This is a genomic window from Pseudomonas citronellolis (genome assembly GCF_900112375.1).
GTDB classification, from domain to species: domain Bacteria; phylum Pseudomonadota; class Gammaproteobacteria; order Pseudomonadales; family Pseudomonadaceae; genus Pseudomonas; species Pseudomonas citronellolis.
Map to the genome: position 1 here is coordinate 99,969 of NZ_FOLS01000021.1, position 17,052 is coordinate 117,020.

The following is a 17,052-nucleotide window of genomic DNA, read 5'->3' on the forward strand; positions in this document are numbered from 1 at the left end:
ATCAGTTTTCCTTCTGCTTGGTGCCGAAGATCTTGTCGCCGGCATCGCCCAGGCCGGGGATGATGTAGCCGTTCTCGTTCAGCCCCTGATCGATCGAGGCGGTATAGATGATGACGTCCGGGTGCGCCTCGGCCACCGCCTTGATGCCCTCGGGCGCGGCCACCAGCACCATGGCGCGGATTTCCCTGCAGCCGGCCTTCTTCAGCAGGTCGATGGTGGCGACCATGGAGCCGCCGGTGGCCAGCATCGGGTCGATGATCAGCGAGCGGCGCTCGGCGATGTCCGGCGCCAGCTTCTCCAGGTAGGTGTGCGCCTGCAGCGTCTCTTCGTTGCGTGCCACGCCCACGGCGCTGACCTTGGCCCCGGGGATCAGGCTGAGCACGCCGTCGAGCATGCCGATGCCGGCGCGCAGGATGGGCACCACGGTGATCTTCTTGCCGGCGATCTTCTCCACCTGCACCGAGCCGGCCCAGCCGGGGATCTCGTAGTTCTCCAGCGGCAGGTCGGCGGTCGCTTCGTAGGTCAGCAGGGCGCCCACTTCCTGGGCCAGCTCGCGGAAATTCTTGGTGCTGATATCGTGGCGGCGCATCAGTCCGATCTTGTGGCGGATCAGGGGATGGCGAATCTCGTGCACGGGCATGGACGGGGTCTCCGGGAGGGGGCTGGCAAAAAATTGCGGTAGCGTAAAGCATCTTAGGGGCAGTTGGCAGTCGGTGCGCGACAAATAGCCGCCGGCCGCCCACTGCCGGAACCCGCCTGGCCTGGCGCGGGATTGTCGGCGACTTTCGTCCGCCGGTACTTGCTCCAGGGCAGAGGGATGGGTACCTTTGCGCACTTTTTCCGGGAGAGCCCGCCAATGTCCGTCGATCTCGCGCACATCCGCCAAGTCATGGCCGAAGCCGATTGCCTGTACAACGACGCCGAAGTGGACGCCGCCATCGGCCGCGTCGCCCAGGCGATCAACGCGGACCTGGCCGAGCGCAACCCGGTGGTGTTCTGCGTGATGAACGGCGGGCTGATCTTCTCCGGCAAGCTGCTGCCGAAGCTGGACTTCCCCCTGGAGCTGTCCTACCTGCACGCCACCCGCTACCGCAACGAGACCACCGGCGGCGAGCTGTTCTGGAAGGCCAAGCCGGAAATCTCCTTCATCGACCGCGACGTGCTGATCGTCGACGACATTCTCGACGAAGGGCACACCCTCTCGGCGATCATCGACTTCTGCCGTCACGCCGGCGCCCGCGAAGTGCACACCGCGGTGCTGATCGACAAGGACCACGACCGCAAGGCGCGCCCGGACCTGAAGGCCAACTACGTCGGCCTGTCCTGCGTGGACCGCTACATCTTCGGCTACGGCATGGACTACAAGGGCTACTGGCGCAACGCCCCGGGCATCTTCGCCGTCAAGGGCCTCTGAGCCATGGCCGGGCCGCGTTTCCTCGACCAGGCCCTGTTCGCCGGGCTGGCCGGGCAGGCGGCCGCCAGCCCACGCCGCCGCCAGCACCACAACCTGCACGCGATGGAAGAGCCCTGCCATCGCCTGCTCAATGCGCTGCAGCCGGATACCTACGTGCAGCCGCACTGCCACCGCAGTCCCGATAAGGCCGAGAGCATCATCGTGCTCAAGGGGCGCCTGGGCCTGCTGATCTTCTCCGAGGCCGGCGAACTGCTCGCCACCCGCGAGCTGTCGCCCGAAGGCGATTGCCCTGGCGTGGACCTGCCGCCGGGCACCTTCCACGCCCTGGTGGCGCTGGCGCCGGACAGCCTGATGTTCGAATGCAAGGCCGGCCCCTACCAGGCCCTGGCCGACGACGAACGCGGCGCCTGGGCCCCGCGCGAGGGTGAGCCCGGCGCGGCTGAATACCTGGCCTGGATGCGGGCGCAGTTCCCCGCCTGAACCCCGCGTGATGCGGGGCTTTTCGTAGGAGCGAGCTTGCTCGCGAACGAACCCTCGCCGCGGAATCCGTTCGCGAGCAAGCTCGCTCCTACACATCTATATACGTCGATGTATGCATGCATCGATATGCATTTTTGCCGATCCATCCCCCGCCTATCCTGCCGGCCTCGCTGAAACCACCTCCGAGGTCACCATGCGCACCCAGCTCTATATCGACGGCCAATGGCGCGACGCCGCCAGCGGCGCCACCCTGCAGCCGATCAACCCGGCCACCCGCGAACCGCTGGAGGCGGTGGCCGCCGCCGGCGCTGCCGAGGTCGACCTGGCCGTGGCCGCCGCTCGCCGTGCCTTCGCTGGTTGGCGCGAGACCACCGGCGCCGAGCGCGCGCAGTATCTGCGCGGTTTCGCCGAGCAGTTGGAAGCCCGTCGTGAAACCCTGGTCGAACTACAGATGCGCGCCAGCGGCAAGCCGCGCCTGGAGGCGGAGATCGACATCGGCGACGCCATCGCCACCTTCGCCTACTACGCCGAGCTGGCCGCAGGCCTGGATGCGCGGCAGAACGCCGAGGTGGCGCTGCCCGACGCCGGCTTCCGCTCGCAGACGCGCTTCGAGCCGGTGGGCGTGGCCGGGCTGATCGTGCCGTGGAACTTCCCCCTGGTGACCAGCGCCTGGAAGGTCGCGCCGGCCCTGGCCGCCGGCTGCACCGTGGTGCTCAAGCCGTCGGAGATCACCCCGCTGATCGAACTGGTGCTCGGTGAAGTCGCCGACGCCATCGGCCTGCCCGCCGGCGTGCTGAACCTGGTGCCGGGCCTGGCCGACGCCGGCGCCGCCATCAGCAGCCACCCCGGCATCGACAAGCTGTCCTTCACCGGCAGCAACGCCGTGGGCCGCAAGGTCATGCAGGCCGCCGCCGCGCGCACCCAGCCGGTGGGCCTGGAACTGGGTGGCAAGTCGCCGATCCTGGTGTTCGCCGACAGCGACCTGGACGATGCCGTGCAGTGGATCATCGCCGGCGTGTACTGGAACGCCGGGCAGATGTGCTCGGCCACCTCGCGCCTGCTGGTGGAGGAAGGCGTCGCCGATGACCTGCTGGCGCGCCTGAAGGCGGCCGTCGAGGCGCTGCGCGTCGGCGATCCGCTGGCCGGCGAGATCGACATGGGGCCGATGACCAGCCAAGCGCAGTACCGCAAGGTGCTGGACTACTTCGCCATCGCCCGCGACGAAGGCTTGGCCTGCCTCACCGGCGGCGAGGCAGGGGAGGGCTGGTGCATCCGCCCGACCGTCTACGTCGACGTGCCGGAAGACAGCCGCCTGTGGCGCGAGGAAATCTTCGGACCGGTGCTCTGCGTGCGCCGCTTCAGCGATGAGGCCGATGCGCTGCGCCAGGCCAACGACTGCGACTTCGCCCTGGCAGCCACCGTGGTCAGCGCCGACCTGGCGCGCGCCCAGCGCGTCGCCGAGCGCCTGGAGGCCGGCCACGTCTGGCTGAACTCGCCGCAGGTGGTGTTCCCGCAGACCTCCTGGGGCGGCGGCAAGGCCAGCGGCATCGGCCGCGAGCTGGGGCCGTGGGGGCTGTCGGCGTTCCTCGGCGTCAAGCACATCACCGCGCCGCGCTGACAGGAAGCACGGTCTTGCAGGCTGCGCCGAGGTGCTCTTCGTAGGATGGGTTGAGCTTGCGATACCCATCGGGCCAGGGTGATGGGTATCGCTTCGCTCAACACCATCCTACGACGTTACGCCATGCACGGCGCAAAGGTCCTCCATCAGCGCCTGCAGGGCTTGGTTGTGCCCGGCATCGTCGCGCAGCAGCAGGCTGTGCTCGATGCCGTAGCCGAGCCGTTCGGCGAGCAGTGGGCGCATCTCGTCCAGGTCCACCCAGCGCTGTGCGTAGTGCGTCGGCAGGTAGCCCAGGTGGGTGCCGGCGCGCACGGCGTGCACCACCGCTTCCATGTTGCTGGCCTGCGCCGTGCTGCGCCGTGGGTCGGCCGGCAGCTGGACGTCGGCCTGGGCGTAGCCGTACTGCACCCAGGCGCAGGCTTCCAGCTCGGCCTGGCCGGGCGCCTCGTGTCCGAACAGCGGATGGCCCCGGCCGCAGAACACCGCCACCCGTTCGCTGTACAACGGGCGATAGCGCAGGTTCGGCAATTGCCGGCTGAAGCAGGCGATGGCCAGGTGCAGTTCGCCGCCCAGCACCTGGCGTTCCAGTTCGCTGGAGGAGCCGATCGACAGCTGCAGGCGCACTTCCTGATCGCGCCGGCCGAAGCGCGCCAGGGCTTCGTGGATGCGGGCCTCGGGCAGGGTGGCGATGTTGTCCGCCAGGCCCAGGCGCAGCTCGCCCACCAGGCGCCCGGCCAGGGACTGCACCTGGTCGCGGAAGTCGCCCAGCGCGGCGAACAGCCCCTGGGCGTGCTGCAGCACCAGGGCGCCCTTGTCGGTCAGGCGGAAGCCACTCTTGCCGCGTTCGCACAGGCGGTAGCCCAGGCGCGTCTCCAGGCTGGCGATATGGGTGCTGATGGTTGATTGGCCCATGCCCAGTTCGCCCTGGGCGGCGGAAAAGCCACCGCAGCGCACCACCGTGGCGAAGATGCGCAGCAGGCGCAGGTCGAGGTCGGAAACGTTGTGCAGCATGGGGCCTCTGCATCCATCTGGTGGCATGTGAGTGAGCGAACGCATCGAATTTTATCAATGCTTGAAAGCCCTCACCACGTACCTGTACGAGTGCTGCCGGCCCCATGCTAGAGTGCTGGACGAGTTTTCCCGCGGGGTTCACGATGACGTTGCGCCACCTGTTCTGCCTTGCCTTCCTGGCCTTCTCCGGGCCGCTGTTCGCCGCCGCTGCGCCGGTGGCCCATGCCCAGTTCCTGCCGCCGGACGACAACAACCTGCGCGGCGAGGCGCCGGAGCAGCAGCAACTGCTGCAGGTCACCGAATACAGCGTGGTGCTGGGCAACCAGCGCCAGTCCAACCAGCAGCCGATCCCGATCACCACCCCGGCGCTGCTGCGCCTGAAGGGCAAGCCGCTGAACAAGGGCGGCGCCGTGACCCAGGTGCTGATCAGCTTCGACAGCGAGGGCAAGAGCCTGAAGAAGCCCAGCTACGACGCCGCCAGCCGCACCCTGAGCCTGTCCTACCCGGCAGCGTCCTATACCCAGTTGCTCGACCTGCTGCGCCATGGCCCGGTGTACTGCCAGTTCCTCAGCTACCCCAACGGCCATGTCTGGGCCGACCTGCACAGCGGCGCCGTGCGCCTGCGTTGAGCCGGCGCCCGCCGCGGGGTTACACTGCCCGCCTTTGATGACGGCCGGGCCGTCGACTGGTGCCGTAGAGAGAAGCGAGCGATGCGTAAAGACAAGAAGCAGGTGATTGGCGAAGAGATCGGCGACGAGTCGATCAAGCTGTTCCTCGAGGTCGAACCGGCCGACGACACCCCGCCGTCGTTGCACAAGCTGATCAAGGCCTACCGCGGCCTGCGCATCGACGATTTCGAGCGCTTCGTGAAGTTCTTCGTCGAGGCCGGCTACGACCTCGGCGCCAAGGATGCCAAGGGCCAGGACTTCATCGCGCTGATCCGCGACCAGCGCCAGGCCGAGCCCTACATCGAGGTGATCGAAGCCGCCCGCGGCTGATCGGCCTTGCCGTGAAGAAGCCCGCCGTGTGCGGGCTTTTTCGTGCCCGCAGGGTTCGCGAGCAAGCTCGCTCCTACAGGGTGGAATGCTCTTCGTAGGAGCGAGCTTGCTCGCGAACCCCCGCCCCCCGCCTAGACTTGCAGGTAGAACAACGACAAGGTGAGGACGCCGACATGCATGTACAGCCCTATCTGTTCTTCCATGGCCAGTGCGACGAAGCCATCGCCTTCTACCAGCAGGCCCTCGGCGCGCAGCTCAACGCGCTGATGCGCTACGAGGAGGCGCCGGGGCCGCTGCAGGTGCCCGACGGCTGGTGCGAGAAGGTCATGCATGCCAGCCTGCAGATCGGCCAGACCGAGGTGCTGATGTCCGACGGCCGCGGCGAGCACGAAGCGCCGTTCAATGGCTTTTCGCTGCACCTGGCCCTGCACAGCGTGGCCGCCGCCGAGAAGGCCTTCGCCGCGCTGGCCGAGGAGGGGCAGGTGGACATGCCGCTGGAGAAGACCTTCTGGGCGCAGCGCTTCGGCATGCTCCACGACCGCTTCGGCGTCGGCTGGATGATCAGCTGCCGCTGAAACGAAGGCTGCACAAACGAAAAGGCCCGCTGGATGGCGGGCCTTTTGCGCTGGCGCTGGATCACTGATCCAGTTGCAGCTTCTGCCAGGTGTAGGCGTTGATCTCGCGGTAGGCCGAGGCATCGGTCTCCAGCTGCTTCTCGCGGGCCGGGAAGATTTCCTTGAGCTTGGCGCCCCAGGCTTCGGACTTGTACTGCTGCGGGAAGCAGCGCTCCAGCAGGCCGAGCATGATCGACACGGTCACCGAGGCGCCCGGGGAGGCGCCCAGCAGGGCGGCGATGGTGCCGTCCTCGGAGGCCACCAGCTCGGTGCCGAACTGCAGGATGCCGCCTTTCTTGGCGTCCTTCTTGATGATCTGCACGCGCTGGCCGGCGGTTTCCAGGCGCCAGTCGGCCGGGTTGGCCAGCGGGTAGAACTTGCGCAGGCTTTCCAGGCGCTGGTCCATGGACTGCATGACTTCGCGCACCAGGTAGCGGGTCAGGTCCATGTTGTCGCGGGCGACCGCCAGCATCGGCATCAGGTTGCTGCCACGCACCGACAGCGGCAGGTCGAGGAAGGAGCCGTGGCGCAGGAACTTGGTGGAGAAACCGGCGTAGGGCCCGAACAGCAGGGACTTCTTGCCGTCGACCACGCGGGTGTCCAGGTGCGGCACGGACATCGGCGGGGCGCCGACCTCGGCCTGGCTATAGACCTTGGCCTGGTGCTGCTTGACCACTTCGGGGTTGTCGCAGCGCAGCCACTGGCCGCTCACCGGGAAGCCGCCGAAGCCCTTGCTTTCCGGGATGCCGGACATCTGCAGCAGCGGCAGCGCGCCGCCGCCGGCACCGAGGAAGACGAACTTCGTGCGGATCTTGCGCGACTGGCCGTTCTGGGTGTTCTTGATGTCGACGATCCAGTCCTGGCCGTCGCGCTCCAGGCCCACGACCTTCTGGAAGTAGCTGATCTTCGCGCCGTCCTGCTTGCCCAGGCGGGCCAGCAGTTGGTTGGTCAGGGCGCCGAAGTTGACGTCGGTGCCGTGCTCGACGCGGGTGGCGGCGACCTGCTCGTCGGCCGGACGGCCGGGCATGGTCAGCGGCGCCCACTGGCCCAACTGCTCGCGGTCCTCGGTGTAGACCATGGACTCGAAGGCGTGGTGCTGGCTCAGCGTCTCGAAGCGCTTCTTCAGGAAGGACACGTCCTTGCCCCGGACGAAGCTCAGGTGCGGCACCGGGTTGATGAAGTTGCGCGGATTGCCGAAGCCTTCCTTGTCCACCAGGTGCGCCCAGAACTGCTTGGACACCTCGAACTGGGCGTTGATCTGCACCGCTTTCTTGATGTCGATGGAGCCGTCGGCGGCCTGCGGCGTGTAGTTCAGCTCGCAGAGGCCGGCGTGGCCGGTGCCGGCGTTGTTCCAGGGGTTGGAGCTCTCGATGGCTCCGGACTCCTGCAGTTCGACGATCTCCAGTTGGGTGTCGGGTTCGACTTCCTTCAACAGGGTCGCCAGGGTTGCGCTCATGATGCCGGCGCCAACCAGCAGCACATCCAAAGCTTCGTGTTCGTTCGCCATTCTCGCTCGCCACACTCTCGTGAAGTAGTGAAAAACCTTCAAATCACGCTCTTATGGAGACGTGAAGCTCAAAGGGGGTCGTCGCTGCGGGCGGGTCCGGACTCGGTACGGAGGGGACTCGCGGCAATCCTTGCCTGAAAGTGTCGTCGCAACGATCGGTACAAAGCGCGGGCCGGTGGCCACGGCGCAATTGGCGACTCTCTAGGAGGGTGTGACAGGCCGACGGGCGCAAGGCTGTCGTGCTGTGGGACCCGATCAGGAGGCGTCCTTATAATCGGGGCGCGATTATAACGACGAAAAGCAAAAAAAGCCCTCGGACTTAGACTTTTTTCCGAGTTCCGGTCACCGGATTTCCTATTTTTGCACCAATATGGTGCGTCTCTCCCTCGCGCATGTCGCCGCCAAGGAACCTGTAACAAAGTGCCAGCGTCCAAGCTGCAGAGCGCTATCAGGGCGCTCCGACGGCCGGTATACTGCCCGCCGTTCCGAGCCCAACCCATGGAGACACGAACATGTTGCAGCGTCTGTTGCTCAGTCTGATCGCCGCCGGCACCCTGGCCTTGTCCGGCTGTGCCCTCAGCCCGCAACAACTGAACCCGGACCCGCTGTTCACGGGCCAGCCGGTCGCCGTCGGCCAGGGCCAGCCGGTGGTGGTGAAAGTGGTCGATGGCCGCCAGAGTACCGAACTGGGCACCCGCGGCGGCCTCTACTCGGAGACCAGCGCGGTTACCGTGCGTAGCCAGGACGTGATTCCCAAGCTGCAGGCGCAGACCGAGGCGGCGGTACGCCTGCTCGGCTTCACCCCCTCGCCGAACGCCTACAACGCCCCGACCCTGACCCTCACCCTGGCCGAGCTGAAGTACCAGTCGCCCAAGGACGGCGTCTACGTCACCGAAGCCACCATAGGCGCGACCTTCCGCGTCGAGGTGCAGGCCGGCGGGCGCCGCTACAGCGGCCGCTACGGCTCCAGCCTGAACCAGCGCTTCGGCATGGCGCCGAACCAGCAGACCAACACCAAGCTGGTCAGCGACGTGCTCAGCGACGCCCTGGACCGCGTGTTCAAGGACCCGACCATCGGGCAGACGCTGAACCAGCGCTGATCGTCCTGGCGCGAATGAAAAAGCCCGGCACTCGCCGGGCTTTTTCATTCAGGGTCGCGGGAATTCAGGCGGCGGCCTGGCGGAACGGGTCGGTCTCGTAGGCCGGCCGGCGCTCGTCGGCTTCCGGCAGGTCCAGGTGTTCGTGGCCGCAGGCCTGGCAGTACACCAGCCAGTGGTCGTCCTGGACGTTGAAGGAGAGGTCGGTGACCACGGCTTCGATTTCATCCAGGTGTTCGATCAGGTAGGCGCTTTCGTGGGGTACGATTTCGAGCATGGCGAATCTCCTAGGCGGGATACCGGATGGCGAAAGGTGACTAGCCAGTCATGTGCCAGGTGTCGGAAAAGGCTTAGAACCCTTCTCGATAAGGCTGACGTTCGTCGTGAATAAGACGACCGAACTGGCTGCGCTGTCCTCCTGACAGATACAATCGGGCGTCTTTCTTTCAGTCCTGTGACGCACCCACTGCGGTTCGTCGCTTCGTACAGAACTCGGCCTTGGCGCTTTCTTGCTTCCGGGCGTGCAGTCCTGAAGTGTGGAGGTCGTGATGTCGCTGCAGGCGCTCTGGAATCTGTTCCAGGCCCATCCCGCCCGGGTCCTCAACGACCTGGCGCTGTTCTTCGCCCTGGCCGGCGCCTGGCTGCTGCTGGCCACCCGCCGGCGCGAGCGCCAGGCCCTGCAACGCCTGGTCGCCGGTGGCGATGGCGTGGCCGCGCCGCTGGCCGAAGCCGAGCCCTCGACGGCGAAGATCAACCGCTTCTTCTACCTCTTCGGCTTCGCCTGCCTGGCCCTGGCCGTGGGCCTCAGCCAGTACAGCACGCACCTGCCGGGCTGAAAACGCACCGTCACGATGCAAAAGGGCGCCCATGGGCGCCCTTTTCGTTCATGCGGTGGTTCAGGTCTGCTTGAGCCGGTACTGGTTCAGCACCGGGTTGGCGTACTGCAGGACCAGGTAGGGGCGGTGTTCCGGCGGGCAGGCCTGCAGCCGTTGCTGCCACTGCTCGCGGGCCCGGCGCAGTTCCTCGGCGCCGAACAGGCTCTCGGCGCTGGGCACGGCCAGGGCCGGGTCGCGCAGCTCGGACATCTCGTAGGCCAGGTAGTGCACCGGGAACAGCCGGTAGTTGCCGAGGATCTGCCGGTCCAGGGCGGCGGCCAACTGCTTGGCGTCGGCGTAGTCGCCGTCCATCTCGGCGCCGAAGTTGATCTGCACGCGTCCCTTGTAGCCGGTGATGCCCAGGGCGATGCTGGCGTCGTCCTCGCCCGGCGCCTTGCGGTATTCGCCGGTGCTGGCGCGGGTGTACAACTCGCGGGCCTTGGCGGCGTCGCAGGGGTCGTACTCGTAGCTGATCGACACCGGGATCAGGTGCAACTCGCGGACCACCTCGGCGAAGGGCTCGTCCTTGCGGCTCATGTGGAACATCTTGAGGATCGCCGAGTCGGTGCGGTCGTCACCGTCCTTGGCGCGGCCCTCGGCCTGGGCGATCCACACCGACTCGCCGTCGTGGCGGATCGAGTGGTTGATGTAGGCCGAGAGGGTGTTGTAGGCCGCCAGCTTCTCGCGCCGGCCGCTGATCGAGCGGTGCACGATGAAGCTCTTGTTCAGGCGCATCAGGTCGCTGACGAAGGGCCGCTGCAGCAGGTTGTCGCCGATGGCGATGCGCGGCGTCGGCAGCTTGGCGTGGTAGATGGCGTAGTTGCAGAACGCCGGGTCCATCACGATGTCGCGGTGGTTGGCGATGAACAGGTAGGCGCGGCCGCTCTTGAGGTTGTCCAGCCCGGCGTAGGTGACGCCGTCGGTGGCGTGCTCGATGGTGCGGTCGACGTAGGGCTCGCACTTGTCCTGCAGTTCCACCACGCTGCGGATGCCGGTGACCTCGCGGGCCAGGCGGTGGGCGATCAGCGGGCGCAGCAGCCAGCCGAAGGGGCGCGACAGGCGCGGATAACGATAACGCGCCAGAATACCCAGGAAGGCGTCGTCGCTCAGCAGGCGCTGGAGAACGGCCGGGACTTCGGCGTCGTTGTACGGTCGGATGGCTTCGAACTCGCCCATCATGCTCTCTTGTTCATGGGTGTAACTGGCACGGCACGCGTCTGGCGCGGGCCTCTCCCCCGGAAAACCGACCATGCCCGCGGGCCTGGCTGGATAAAAAGACCGCGGGAGTATAACGGAAGTCACAGGGGACCTTCAGATGCTCGAGACCCAGGCTTACCGCTGCCCCTATTGCGGGGAACCGGCCGAGGCCGTGCTAGACCTCTCCGGCGGCGACCAGAGCTACTATGAAGATTGTCCGGTGTGTTGCCGGCCCATCCTGTTCCAGCTGTACACCGACGGCGCCCAGTGGACGCTGGAGGTTCACCGGGAGGACGACTGATGCAGCGAGTCTACGAACCGGCCGACCTGGCCGAGGCCGAGTTGCTGGCCGGCATGCTGGCCAGTGAGGGCATCGATTGCCACCTCGGCGGCCGCCACCTGCTCGGTGGCATCGGCGAGCTGCCGCTGCACGGGCTGCTGCACCTGTGGGTCGACGACGAGGCGGCGCAACAGGCGCGGGAGCTGATCCAGGCGTACAATGCCGCGCAGCCGTTGCCCGGCCCGGCCGACGAGTTCGGCCCGGCCAGCGGCGTGCTGCTCTGTTGAGGCCGCGCTGGAGCGCCGATGACCGCCCGCTTTGCCCTGTTCCGCTGGACCCGCGAGCTCGCCGAGCTGCCGGGCTTTCCCAAGGACCACCCGCCGCACTGGAACCTCGCCCCCGGCGCGCAGCTGCTGATGCTGCGCGAGGAGGCCGGCGTGCGCCGCGCCGACCTGGCGCGCTGGGGTCTGACTCCGGCCTGGCTCACCGACCTGTCGCGCACCCCGGCCCATGCCCGTGCCGAGACCCTGGCCGAGCAGCCGATGTTCCGCGAGGCCTTCGCCCGCCGCCGCTGCCTGGTGCCGGCCAACGGTTTCTACGAATGGCGCGGCGTGCGCAAGCGGCCCTACTGGGTGGCCGGCGCCAGTGGCCTGAGTTATTTCGCCGCGGTCTGGGAGGCTTACCCGGTGGGCGGCCACACCTGGCTGAGCCTGGCCCTGGTGACCCAGGCGGCCGGTCCGCTGCGCCGCCCGTTGCTGCTGGAGAGCGAGGAGGACAGGGCGCTCTGGCTGGGGGACGAGACGCCGCTGCCCAAGCTGCTGAGCCTGCTGGCACGGCCGCAGGTGCGGCTGCGGGAGCAGGCGTTGGCGAGCATCGTCAATGATCCGGCTTGCGATGGGCCGGAGTGTTTGACGCCGGCTTAGGGCGGGAGTGCTGAGGGGGCTTTTCGTAGGAGCGAGCTTGCTCGCGAATGGCGCCTCCCGGTTGTCGAGGTGCGACAGATTGACTCCGCTCCCTCTCCCCAGCCCTCTCCCTGAAGGGAGAGGGGGCTAGACCGTGCCGAGAACAGGCATGGTTTCAGCTGGAAACCACCGGAGTTGCCGGCTAACCCCAGAATACCCAACCCTGCCGAACGGTCCCCTCTCCCTTCAGGGAGAGGGTTAGGGAGAGGGCGCTCTTCAGGGTAGGCACCCACGCAACCCCCCTTCGCGAGCAAGCTCGCTCCTACGAAAAGCCTCCGCCTTATCATCCAGAGGCCCCCACTCGCATTCAGCAGCCTGATAGTGCGCGCCAGCTTCCCCCTCGCTTGCCTAAGCTGCACTCCACCCCTTCGCTCTGGCCGCGTTGGCGGCGAACAGGAGTTCGGCATGCACAATAACAACAACGGCTACCCCTCCAGTGCCGTGGCCTGGTCCACGGTGGCGATCCTCATGGTCGCCTACGTCCTGTCGTTCATCGACCGGCAGATTCTCAACCTGCTGGTCGGGCCGATCCGCCGTGACCTGGCCATCAGCGACACCCAGATGAGCCTGCTCATGGGGCTGTCCTTCGCGCTCTTCTACACCCTTTGTGGCATCCCCCTCGGGCGCATGGCCGACAGCCGCAGCCGGCGCGGGCTGATCACCGTCGGCGTGCTGATCTGGAGCGCCATGACCGCGGCCTGCGGCCTGGCCCGGCAGTACTGGCAGTTCCTGCTGTTCCGCGTCGGCGTCGGCGTGGGTGAGGCAGCGTTGTCGCCGGCGGCTTATTCGCTGATCGCCGACAGCTTCCCGGCGCAGCGCCGGGCCACCGCCATCAGCGTCTATTCCATGGGCATCTACCTGGGCTCCGGGCTGGCCTTCCTGCTCGGCGGGCTGGTGATCAAGTTCGCTTCGGCCCAGGGCGACGTGCACCTGCCGCTGTTCGGCGAAGTGCGCCCCTGGCAGCTGATCTTCCTGCTCCTCGGCGCCGCCGGGGTGCTCTTCACCCTGCTGATGCTGGCGGTGAAGGAGCCGCAGCGCCACGGCGTGGGCGCCGGCGTCGAGGTGCCGATGCGCGAGGTCGGCGCTTACCTGCGGGCCAACCGCAGGACGGTGATCTGCCACAACTTCGGCTTCGCCTGCATCTCCTTCGCCAGCTACGGCAGCGGCGCCTGGGTGCCGACCTTCTTCGTCCGCACCTACGGCTGGGACGCCGGCCACGTCGGCGTGGTGTACGGCAGCATAGTGGCGGTGTTCGGCTGCCTGGGCATCGTCTTCGGCGGGCGCCTGGCCGACCGCTGGGCCAAGCGCGGCAGGACCGACGCCAACATGCGCGTGGGCCTGTTGGCGGCCTGCCTGGCGCTGCCGCTGTCGGTGACCTTCCCGCTGCTGGACGACGCCAACCTGGTGGCCCTGCTGATGGCGCCCACGGTGTTCTGCCTGAGCATGCCCTTCGGCGTGGCGCCGGCGGCGATCCAGGAGATCATGCCCAACTCCATGCGCGGCCAGGCCTCGGCCATCTACCTGTTCGTGGTCACCCTGTTCGGCCTGGGCGTGGGCCCCACCGCGGTGGCGCTGGTCACCGACTTCGTGTTCCACGACGACATGGCGCTGCGCTACTCGCTGCTGATCGTCACCAGCCTGGCGCTGCTGGGCGGCGTGGTGCTGCTGGGCATGGGCCTGAAGCCCTACCGCCAGAGCCGCGAGCACCTGCAGAACTGGAGCCTGCAGCGCGAGTCCGGTCAGGACAGGGGCGGGATGCAGCGGCAGCCGGCGTAGGCTGTTATGCCCCGGCCAGCACCGTGGCTGGGGCCGGGCCATTGCGGACGGAGTCCGCTCCTACGCCACCCCACCCACGCCATTCCCCCGTAGGAGCGGACTCCGTCCGCGATCCGGCCGCAAGGCCGGCAAAGAAAAAGCCCCGCTGCTGCGGGGCTTTTTCGTTCAATGCGCCGGTGTCGGCTCGCCCTCTGGCGCCAGGTCCTTCTTCGCCACCAGCGTGTACACGCACGGCAGCACGAACAGGGTGAAGAGCGTGCCCACGGTCATCCCGGTGGCGATCACCACGCCGATGTCGAAGCGGCTCACCGCGCCGGCGCCGGTGGCCAGCAGCAGCGGGATCACCCCCAGGACCATGGCCGCGGTGGTCATCAGCACCGGGCGCAGGCGGATGGCCGCGGCTTCCTCCACCGCCTCGCGCACGCCCAGGCCGCGTTCGTGGCGCAGCTGGTTGGCGAACTCGACGATGAGGATGCCGTGCTTGCTGATCAGCCCGATCAGCGTCACCAGGCCCACCTGGGTGTAGATGTTCAGGCTCGACAGGCCGAGGAACAGCGGCACCAGCGCGCCGCAGATCGACAGCGGCACCGTGACCATGATCACCAGCGGGTCGCGGAAGCTCTCGAACTGCGCGGCCAGCACCAGGAAGATCACCGCCAGGGCCAGGCCGAAGGTCAGCAGCAGCGCGTTGCCTTCCTGGACGAACTGCCGCGAGGCGCCGGCGTAGTCGAAGGCGAAGCCGCGCGGCGACTCCTGCTCGGCGATCTGCTTCACGCTGTCGATGGCATCGCCCATGCTCACCAGCGGCACGCCGGAGATGATCGCCGAGTTCAGCTGCTGGAACTGGTTGAGCTGGCGCGGCCGCGCGCGCTCGTGCAGGGTCACCACGGTGGACAGCGGCAGCAACTCGCCGCGGCCGTTCTTCACGTAGTAGCTGCCCAGCCACTCGGGGTTCTCGCGGAAGCGCCGCTCGACCTGGGCGATCACCTTGTAGCTGCGCCCGTCGATGGTGAAGCGGTTGATCTCGCCCTCGCCCAGCAGGCTGGCCAGGGTGATGCCCAGGTCCTGCATGGACACGCCCATCTGCGCCGCCTTGGCGCGGTCGATGTCGACCACCAGCTCCGGCTTGTCGAAGGCCAGGTCGAGGTCGAGGAAGGCGAACTTGCCGGATTCCTCGGCGCGCTTCTTCACCCGCTCGGCCACCTGCAGCAGCGACTCGTAGTCGCTGGCGGTGTTGATCACGAACTGGAATGGCAGGCCCTCGCCGGTGCCCGGCAGCGACGGCAGGTTGAAGCCGAAGATCTGCAGGCCGGGGATCTTGTCCAGCTCTGCCTGCACCGCGTGGAGCAGCTCCATCTGGCTGCGCTCGCGTTCGTCCCAGGGTTTGAGCAGCATGCCGCCGATGCCGCTCTGCACACCGTTGTAGCCGTTGATCTGGAACGCCGAATAGTACTCGGGGAAGGTGCGGAAGATGTGCTCGTACTCGCTGGTGTACTTGTTCAGGTAGTCCAGGTTGGCGGTCTGCGGCGCGTTGGCCATGAGGAAGACGATGCCCTGGTCTTCCTCCGGCGCCAGTTCCTTGTGGGTGAACACCAGCAGCAGCGGGATGATCGCCAGTACCAGCGCGCCGAACACCAGCACCACCGGGCGGTTGTCCAGGGTGGCGTGGAGGCTGCGCTGGTAGCGTCGCTTCAGGCCTTCGAAGAGCTGGTCCAGGCGGTGCGACAGGCCGCTGGGGTTCTCGTCGTGGCGCAGCAGGCGCGAGCACATCATCGGCGACAGTGTCAGCGCGACTACGCCGGAGATGATCACCGCGCCGGCCAGGGTGAAGGCGAACTCCTTGAACAGCGCGCCGGTCAGGCCGCTGAGGAAGCCGATGGGGGCATACACCGCGGCCAGGGTGATGGTCATTGTGACCACCGGCACGGCGATTTCCCGGGCGCCCTCGATGGCGCCCTGGAAGGGCGACTTGCCGTCCTCGATGTGGCGGTGGATGTTCTCCACCACCACGATGGCGTCGTCCACCACCAGGCCGATGGCGAGCACCATGGCCAGCAGCGTCAGCAGGTTGATGGAGTAGCCCATCAGCTGCATGAAGAACAGCACGCCGATCATCGACAACGGGATGGTCACCACCGGGATCAGCACCGAGCGGAAGGCGCCGAGGAACAGGAAGACCACCACGATGACGATGAGGATGGCCTCGCCGAGGGTCTTCACTACCTCGTCGATGGAGGCCTGGATGAAGCGCGTGGCGTCGTAGGCGATGGACACCTTCAGGTCCGGCGGCAGCTGTTCCTCCAGCTCGGGCATCTTGGCGCGGACTTCCTTGATCACGTCCAGCGGGTTGGAGCTGGGCGTGCCCTTGATGCCGATGTACACCGAGGGGATGCCGTTGAACGAGCTGACCGAGTCGTAGCTGGCCGCGCCCAGTTCCACCCGCGCCACGTCGCTCATCAGCACGCGGCGATCGCCCAGGGTCTTCAGCGGGATGGCGGCGAAGGCCTGCGGCGACTTCAGGTCGGTGGCGGCGTTGACGCTGGTGACCACCAGCTCGCCCTTCACCTCGCCGGCGGCGGAGAGGAAGTTGTACTTGCGCACGGCGTCGTCGATGTCGCTGGCGGTGATGCCGTAGGCGGCCATCTTCACCGGGTCCAGCCACAGGCGCATGGCGAACACCTGGTTGCCGAGGATCTCGGCCTCGGCGATACCCGGCAGGGTGGCGAGCTTGGGCTGGATCACCCGCGACAGGTAGTCGGTGATCTGCGGGTTGTCCATGTGCTCGCTGTAGAAGCTGATGTACATCAGCGCCGAGGCGTCGGCGGCTTCCTTGTCCAGCACCGGGTCCTCGGCGTCGGGCGGCAGCTGCGTCTTCACCTCGCCGATCTTCGACAGCAGCTCGGTCACCAGGCGGTCGGTGTTGGCGCCGATGTGCGCGTAGATGGAGATCACCGAGTAGTTCTGCCGGCTCACCGAGGTCATGTAGTCGATGCCTTCGGCGCTGGCCAGGCTCTGCTGCAGCGGCTGGGTGATGTAGCCCTGGATGGTCTCGGCGTTGGCCCCGGCGTAGAAGGTGGTGACGGTGATCAGCGCGTTCTCCATCTGCGGGTATTCGCGGATCACCAGGCGGCTGAAGGCCTGCATGCCGAGCAGGACGATCAGCAGGCTGACCACCGTCGCCAGCACCGGGCGGCGGATGAAGGGATCGGTAAAGGCCATGGTT

Annotated in this window: 18 protein-coding genes; 12 read left to right on the forward strand and 6 right to left on the reverse strand. The window is 67.2% G+C overall.

Features of this window, described 5'->3' with window-relative positions; all coding sequences use genetic code 11:
* Position 1: 1 nt before the first annotated feature.
* Positions 2-640: a uracil phosphoribosyltransferase gene (upp, locus tag BM060_RS19995; protein WP_009615833.1), complete on the reverse strand. Its 639-nt coding sequence runs from the start codon at positions 638-640 to the stop codon at positions 2-4.
* 216 nt (positions 641-856) lie between these two features.
* Here upp and BM060_RS20000 point away from each other — a divergent pair, with 216 nt between their 5' ends.
* From BM060_RS20000 to BM060_RS20010, 3 genes are all read left to right on the forward strand, one after another.
* On the forward strand, positions 857-1,414 hold the full coding sequence (locus tag BM060_RS20000; protein WP_009615834.1) for a hypoxanthine-guanine phosphoribosyltransferase: 558 nt from the start codon (positions 857-859) through the stop codon (positions 1,412-1,414).
* 3 nt (positions 1,415-1,417) lie between these two features.
* Positions 1,418-1,894 carry a WbuC family cupin fold metalloprotein gene (locus BM060_RS20005; RefSeq protein ID WP_074982281.1) on the forward strand — a complete coding sequence of 159 codons (477 nt, stop codon included), beginning with the start codon at positions 1,418-1,420 and terminating at the stop codon, positions 1,892-1,894.
* A gap of 193 nt (positions 1,895-2,087) precedes the next feature.
* Positions 2,088-3,512, forward strand: a complete 1,425-nt coding sequence (locus BM060_RS20010; RefSeq protein ID WP_074982283.1) for an aldehyde dehydrogenase family protein — start codon at positions 2,088-2,090, stop codon at positions 3,510-3,512.
* Between the two features lie 108 nt (positions 3,513-3,620).
* On the opposite strand, the gene BM060_RS20015 is transcribed toward BM060_RS20010, so the two are convergent.
* Entirely contained in the window at positions 3,621-4,523 is a 903-nt protein-coding gene (locus tag BM060_RS20015; RefSeq protein ID WP_074982285.1) for a LysR family transcriptional regulator, read from the reverse strand.
* 143 nt (positions 4,524-4,666) lie between these two features.
* Here BM060_RS20015 and BM060_RS20020 point away from each other — a divergent pair, with 143 nt between their 5' ends.
* From BM060_RS20020 to BM060_RS20030, 3 genes are all read left to right on the forward strand, one after another.
* A complete protein-coding gene (locus BM060_RS20020; protein ID WP_074982288.1) occupies positions 4,667-5,152 on the forward strand; it encodes a hypothetical protein in 486 nt (161 codons plus the stop codon).
* A gap of 81 nt (positions 5,153-5,233) precedes the next feature.
* On the forward strand, positions 5,234-5,521 hold the full coding sequence (locus BM060_RS20025; RefSeq protein WP_074982291.1) for a PA4642 family protein: 288 nt from the start codon (positions 5,234-5,236) through the stop codon (positions 5,519-5,521).
* 173 nt (positions 5,522-5,694) lie between these two features.
* Complete coding sequence (locus BM060_RS20030) at positions 5,695-6,096, forward strand: VOC family protein (protein ID WP_074982293.1); 402 nt, start codon at positions 5,695-5,697, stop codon at positions 6,094-6,096.
* Positions 6,097-6,157: 61 nt separating this feature from the next.
* Here BM060_RS20030 and mqo read toward each other — a convergent pair whose 3' ends face one another.
* Entirely contained in the window at positions 6,158-7,642 is a 1,485-nt protein-coding gene (mqo, locus tag BM060_RS20035) for a malate dehydrogenase (quinone) (RefSeq protein WP_074982295.1), read from the reverse strand.
* A gap of 512 nt (positions 7,643-8,154) precedes the next feature.
* Here mqo and BM060_RS20040 point away from each other — a divergent pair.
* Positions 8,155-8,742 carry a YajG family lipoprotein gene (locus BM060_RS20040; protein ID WP_074982297.1) on the forward strand — a complete coding sequence of 196 codons (588 nt, stop codon included), beginning with the start codon at positions 8,155-8,157 and terminating at the stop codon, positions 8,740-8,742.
* A gap of 64 nt (positions 8,743-8,806) precedes the next feature.
* Here BM060_RS20040 and BM060_RS20045 read toward each other — a convergent pair whose 3' ends face one another.
* Entirely contained in the window at positions 8,807-9,016 is a 210-nt protein-coding gene (locus BM060_RS20045; protein ID WP_074982300.1) for a hypothetical protein, read from the reverse strand.
* A 271-nt stretch (positions 9,017-9,287) separates the two neighbouring features.
* Between BM060_RS20045 and BM060_RS20050 the strand changes: the two genes are divergently transcribed.
* Positions 9,288-9,575, forward strand: coding sequence for a hypothetical protein (locus tag BM060_RS20050; RefSeq protein WP_074982303.1), 288 nt, complete (start codon positions 9,288-9,290; stop codon positions 9,573-9,575).
* 60 nt (positions 9,576-9,635) lie between these two features.
* On the opposite strand, the gene BM060_RS20055 is transcribed toward BM060_RS20050, so the two are convergent.
* Positions 9,636-10,793 (reverse strand): 1-acyl-sn-glycerol-3-phosphate acyltransferase, encoded by a 1,158-nt coding sequence (locus BM060_RS20055; RefSeq protein ID WP_074982304.1) that lies wholly within the window; start codon positions 10,791-10,793, stop codon positions 9,636-9,638.
* A gap of 136 nt (positions 10,794-10,929) precedes the next feature.
* Between BM060_RS20055 and BM060_RS20060 the strand changes: the two genes are divergently transcribed.
* From BM060_RS20060 to BM060_RS20075, 4 genes are all read left to right on the forward strand, one after another.
* Positions 10,930-11,112, forward strand: coding sequence for a CPXCG motif-containing cysteine-rich protein (locus tag BM060_RS20060; RefSeq protein WP_074982306.1), 183 nt, complete (start codon positions 10,930-10,932; stop codon positions 11,110-11,112).
* Positions 11,112-11,378 (forward strand): putative signal transducing protein, encoded by a 267-nt coding sequence (locus BM060_RS20065; RefSeq protein ID WP_058070304.1) that lies wholly within the window; start codon positions 11,112-11,114, stop codon positions 11,376-11,378. Before BM060_RS20060 ends, BM060_RS20065 begins: the two co-directional genes overlap by 1 nt.
* 18 nt (positions 11,379-11,396) lie before the next feature.
* Positions 11,397-12,014, forward strand: coding sequence for an SOS response-associated peptidase (locus BM060_RS20070; RefSeq protein ID WP_074982308.1), 618 nt, complete (start codon positions 11,397-11,399; stop codon positions 12,012-12,014).
* A 444-nt stretch (positions 12,015-12,458) separates the two neighbouring features.
* Positions 12,459-13,829, forward strand: a complete 1,371-nt coding sequence (locus tag BM060_RS20075) for a spinster family MFS transporter (RefSeq protein WP_074982309.1) — start codon at positions 12,459-12,461, stop codon at positions 13,827-13,829.
* 165 nt (positions 13,830-13,994) lie between these two features.
* On the opposite strand, the gene BM060_RS20080 is transcribed toward BM060_RS20075, so the two are convergent.
* Positions 13,995-17,048 (reverse strand): multidrug efflux RND transporter permease subunit, encoded by a 3,054-nt coding sequence (locus BM060_RS20080; protein WP_074982311.1) that lies wholly within the window; start codon positions 17,046-17,048, stop codon positions 13,995-13,997.
* Between the last annotated feature and the right edge of the window lie 4 nt (positions 17,049-17,052).

Bases quoted from the DNA above. Each gene is read 5' to 3' on its own strand.
- BM060_RS20015 (WP_074982285.1), bottom strand. From the start codon at position 4,523: ATGCTGCACAACGTTTCCGACCTCGACCTGCGCCTGCTGCGCATCTTC.
- BM060_RS20080 (WP_074982311.1), bottom strand. From the start codon at position 17,048: ATGGCCTTTACCGATCCCTTCATCCGCCGCCCGGTGCTGGCGACGGTG.
- BM060_RS20075 (WP_074982309.1), top strand. From the start codon at position 12,459: ATGCACAATAACAACAACGGCTACCCCTCCAGTGCCGTGGCCTGGTCC.
- BM060_RS20010 (WP_074982283.1), top strand. From the start codon at position 2,088: ATGCGCACCCAGCTCTATATCGACGGCCAATGGCGCGACGCCGCCAGC.
- mqo (WP_074982295.1), bottom strand. From the start codon at position 7,642: ATGGCGAACGAACACGAAGCTTTGGATGTGCTGCTGGTTGGCGCCGGC.
- BM060_RS20030 (WP_074982293.1), top strand. From the start codon at position 5,695: ATGCATGTACAGCCCTATCTGTTCTTCCATGGCCAGTGCGACGAAGCC.
- BM060_RS20005 (WP_074982281.1), top strand. From the start codon at position 1,418: ATGGCCGGGCCGCGTTTCCTCGACCAGGCCCTGTTCGCCGGGCTGGCC.
- BM060_RS20000 (WP_009615834.1), top strand. From the start codon at position 857: ATGTCCGTCGATCTCGCGCACATCCGCCAAGTCATGGCCGAAGCCGAT.
- BM060_RS20050 (WP_074982303.1), top strand. From the start codon at position 9,288: ATGTCGCTGCAGGCGCTCTGGAATCTGTTCCAGGCCCATCCCGCCCGG.
- BM060_RS20060 (WP_074982306.1), top strand. From the start codon at position 10,930: ATGCTCGAGACCCAGGCTTACCGCTGCCCCTATTGCGGGGAACCGGCC.
- BM060_RS20020 (WP_074982288.1), top strand. From the start codon at position 4,667: ATGACGTTGCGCCACCTGTTCTGCCTTGCCTTCCTGGCCTTCTCCGGG.
- BM060_RS20070 (WP_074982308.1), top strand. From the start codon at position 11,397: ATGACCGCCCGCTTTGCCCTGTTCCGCTGGACCCGCGAGCTCGCCGAG.
- BM060_RS20055 (WP_074982304.1), bottom strand. From the start codon at position 10,793: ATGATGGGCGAGTTCGAAGCCATCCGACCGTACAACGACGCCGAAGTC.
- BM060_RS20065 (WP_058070304.1), top strand. From the start codon at position 11,112: ATGCAGCGAGTCTACGAACCGGCCGACCTGGCCGAGGCCGAGTTGCTG.
- BM060_RS20025 (WP_074982291.1), top strand. From the start codon at position 5,234: ATGCGTAAAGACAAGAAGCAGGTGATTGGCGAAGAGATCGGCGACGAG.
- BM060_RS20040 (WP_074982297.1), top strand. From the start codon at position 8,155: ATGTTGCAGCGTCTGTTGCTCAGTCTGATCGCCGCCGGCACCCTGGCC.
- upp (WP_009615833.1), bottom strand. From the start codon at position 640: ATGCCCGTGCACGAGATTCGCCATCCCCTGATCCGCCACAAGATCGGA.
- BM060_RS20045 (WP_074982300.1), bottom strand. From the start codon at position 9,016: ATGCTCGAAATCGTACCCCACGAAAGCGCCTACCTGATCGAACACCTG.